The 3,416-nt window shown below is 61.3% G+C and carries 3 protein-coding genes and 2 pseudogenes; 2 read left to right on the top strand and 3 right to left on the bottom strand.

Annotation, left to right across the window (positions count from 1 at the left end):
- Positions 1 to 307: pseudogene (locus VFL62_RS13395) on the bottom strand (aminotransferase); the annotation flags it as partial.
- 113 nt (positions 308 to 420) lie between these two features.
- Here VFL62_RS13395 and VFL62_RS13390 point away from each other — a divergent pair.
- Together VFL62_RS13390 and VFL62_RS13385 are read left to right on the top strand one after the other, a co-directional pair.
- On the top strand, positions 421 to 963 hold the full coding sequence (locus VFL62_RS13390; RefSeq protein WP_325172858.1) for an Lrp/AsnC family transcriptional regulator: 543 nt from the start codon (positions 421 to 423) through the stop codon (positions 961 to 963).
- Between the two features lie 130 nt (positions 964 to 1,093).
- A complete protein-coding gene (locus tag VFL62_RS13385; protein ID WP_325172857.1) occupies positions 1,094 to 2,248 on the top strand; it encodes an alpha/beta hydrolase in 1,155 nt (384 codons plus the stop codon).
- Between the two features lie 40 nt (positions 2,249 to 2,288).
- Here the strand turns inward: VFL62_RS13385 and VFL62_RS13380 are convergent, their stop codons facing one another.
- Together VFL62_RS13380 and VFL62_RS13375 are read right to left on the bottom strand one after the other, a co-directional pair.
- Positions 2,289 to 3,050: a 3-ketoacyl-ACP reductase gene (locus VFL62_RS13380; RefSeq protein ID WP_325172856.1), complete on the bottom strand. Its 762-nt coding sequence runs from the start codon at positions 3,048 to 3,050 to the stop codon at positions 2,289 to 2,291.
- Positions 3,047 to 3,416: pseudogene (locus VFL62_RS13375) on the bottom strand (acyl CoA:acetate/3-ketoacid CoA transferase); the annotation flags it as partial. The gene VFL62_RS13380 and the pseudogene VFL62_RS13375, both read right to left, overlap by 4 nt.

Raw genomic sequence — 3,416 nt, 5'->3', positions numbered from 1 at the left:
TCACGCGACGCGCCGCCTGCCGCAAGCCCGTCATGAACGCGCCGCAGTACGAGGCCTCGGTGTGACTGTTGGCGTAATAAGGCAGCACCTTGTCGATGATGAAGCGCTCAACCGACCAGAGCGCGCGGCCGGAGGCGACATAGTCGGCATAGACGAGCGCTTTCGGACCAAACGGTCCGGTGATTTCAGCATCGTGGCCAACCAGGTCGTGGGCCAGGTGAGCGAGCCGGTCCGCGACTTCGAGGCCGTGCTTGAATTCGGCCAAGAGCTCGACGGCGCGCAAGGGGTGCGGCTTCAGAACGTCCATGCCATCTGCCTTTTGAATCACTTCGCCGCAGAGATTAGCGGACTGTGACCGATTGATTCTGCACCGTTTTTCTGTAATTCTGCGCCATTATTCTATCAAATGAACGAAGTCTGATGAAAATAGATGCCATCGATCTCAAGATTCTCGCGAAATTGCAATCAAACGGTGGATTGTCGCAACGCGAGTTGGCCGACCTGGTCGGCCTGTCGCAGAACTCCTGCTGGCGGCGGCTGCAACGGCTGACGCAAAGGGGCTTCGTGAAGGGCACGCGCACGCAGATCGATCTGACCATGCTCGGCCTCGACCTCACCGTGCTTGTGATGGTTCGGACCCGCCACCACTCGAAGGAATGGGCGGATAACTTCCGCCGGCACGTGGAACGGCTGCCCGAAGTGATCGATTTTCACCGCGTTGGCGGCGACTGGGATTACATCATCAAGATCGTGACGCGAGGCATGGGCGGTTACGACAGCTTTTATCAGCGCCTCATCACCAATTTCGATCTCGAACGGGTCACCGGAATGTTTTCAATGGAGGCGATCATTCAGGATCGGGCCCCTGACTTGACGCGCCTGGCGCCGGATCCTTCGGATCGCAAGAAGGTCTCGGCTCGACGAACATCACAATCGTCGCGAGGAAGCGCAGCCAAATCGTGAGTGGACGTCCCGCAAGGGTAAAGCGGCCGCGGCCTCGCGGAAGTCGAACAGCGCGCCGCCGTCAAGCCGCTCATTGAACTGGACGAGCCGGTGCGTTGATGCACATAATCTCACATCGGGGAAACGTCTGATGATCGCAAAAAATATGCTTCTGCGCGGCCTGACCGCCGCGTCCATTTCTGTCCTTGCCTGCGAGATTGCCTGCGCCGCGGACAAGTATCCTGCGGTGCCGACGATCGATGCCGCCGCCAGCTTCGGCTATTTCTATGCGGGCGGTCACTATGTCGGCGAAAGCGGAAAGCAGGTGATGCAGGGCGCCATGTATGTGGAGGTGATGCGGCCGCGAAAGGTTACGCAACCCTACCCTCTGGTGCTGATTCATGGCGCTGCGCAAACCGCGACGAACTGGCTCGGCACTCCCGACGGTCGCAAGGGATGGGCGCAGCATTTCCTGGAGCGCGGTTACGTCGTCTACATGGTCGATCAACCCGCCCGCGGACGGTCGGCATGGCACCCGAACATTGACGGAGCCATTCGCAGCTTCCCTGCGTCAACCCTGGAAAAACTGTTTACCGCGCCGGAGGGCGCCGGCTTGTGGCCGCAAGCCAAGAAGCACACGCAGTGGCCAGGCGAAGGCCCCGCCAAGGGACACATGGGCGATCCCATCTTCGATGCGTTCTATGCGACGCAAGTCGAGTTCATCGGCAGCAATGCCGAAACGCAGAAGCTGGTTCAGGACGCAGGCGCAGCCCTGCTCGATCGCATCGGTCCGGCCATTCTCTTGACGCACAGCCAGTCCGGACCATTCGGCTGGCTGATTGCCGACGTGCGGCCAGATCTCGTCAAGGGCATCGTCGCGATCGAGCCGAGCGGTCCTCCGTTCCAGGACATCATCATCACCGAAGGGAAAGCGCGCGCCTTTGGACCCTCCGACATCAAATTGACCTACGATCCGCCGGTCGCCGCACCAGAAGAAATCAACGTCGTCCAGCAGGAAAAGCCGGACGGCCCAGATCTGTTCGCCTGCTGGCTGCAAAAGGAGCCGGCTCGGAAGCTGAAAAACCTCGCCCGCATTCCGATCCTGATCGTGGTCAGCGAAGCGTCCTATCACGCGGTGTATGACCACTGTACCGCGAAATATCTCTCGCAGGCCGGCGCCAAGGTCGATTTCATCCGGCTCGAGCAGATCGGCATCAAGGGCAACGGGCACATGATGATGCTCGAAAAGAACAATCTCGACATCGCTCGGGTGCTGAGCAACTGGAGCGCCAAGGCGGTCAAGTAGGGGCACTTGCGGGCAGGACGCCGATCGCAAACCGCGCTGGTTACAGCCGTGGTATCAACAAGCCGCCATCGGCATTGATGACCGTTCCCGTCGCATATGCGAATGGTCCGCCGGCGAGCGCCGCCACGCATGACGCAACGTCTTCGCCCTCGCCCCAGCGGCCGGCCGGGATCAGACCGTCAGCGATCCGCGCGTCGTATTTGGCCGCGACCTGTGCGGTCATGTCGGTGCGGATCACCCCGGGCCGCACCTCAAAGACAGCAATCCCCTGCGGCGCCAAGCGAACGGCCAGCGCCTTCGCCCACATGGAAAGACCGATTTTCGAAACGCAATATTGAGCTCGATCGATCGAGACCAACTCGGTGCTGGCGGAAGTGACGAAGATCATCGTCGGACGCTCCGGTCTGCGCGCGATGAACGTCTTTGCGACCTCCTGGCTCAGGAACGCAGCGCCACGCAGATTGACGCTCATCACGACATCGAAGCTTTCCGGCGTGATCTCCAGCATATCGCCGCGCACCGGCGCGCCGATCCCGGCGTTGGAGACAAACAGGTCCAGTCTGCCGAAGGCAAACAGCACATTCGCGACCAGCCCGGAATGGCTGTCGATCGCGGTGACATCATGCCTGAAGAAGCGCGCGGTGGCGCCGGCGGCGACGAAGAGCTTTAGCGCCTCCTCGCTCGCACCGTCCTCGACGATATCCGTGAAAGCAATGTCATAGCCGGCTTTCGCGAGCGCAACGCCGATGGCGCGGCCGATGCCGCGCCGCGCGCCCGTGATCAGGGCAACGGACCGCGTCATCTCACGCTCCCTGATGGTGCCCTCTCGGGCAGATGCAGGCCTATCAGACCTTCGCCGAACAGCGCCGCATCCATTGGCCTTGGAGCCTCTCGTACGAGCAGCGGGAATTCGGATTGGGACAGGATGTCGCGCTCGAGTTCCACCCCGGGTGCGATCTCCGTGACCGTGATCCCTTCGGGGCGCAGCTTCATCACACAGCGCTCGGTGACATAGGTCACGTCCTGGCCCTGGGCGACGGCGCGCGGGCCCGAGAACGAGATGTGCTCAACCGCCTCGACGAGCTTCTTTATCTTTCCGTCCCTCTCAATCACAAGCTTGCCGCCGTCGACGGCAAGCTTGGCGCCGGCATTGAAATATCCGGAGAAC

Origin of the sequence: Bradyrhizobium sp., assembly GCF_035701725.1 — a bacterium.
Taxonomy (GTDB): Bacteria; Pseudomonadota; Alphaproteobacteria; order Rhizobiales; family Xanthobacteraceae; genus Bradyrhizobium.
This window is presented reverse-complemented; position numbering and strand designations above follow the sequence as displayed.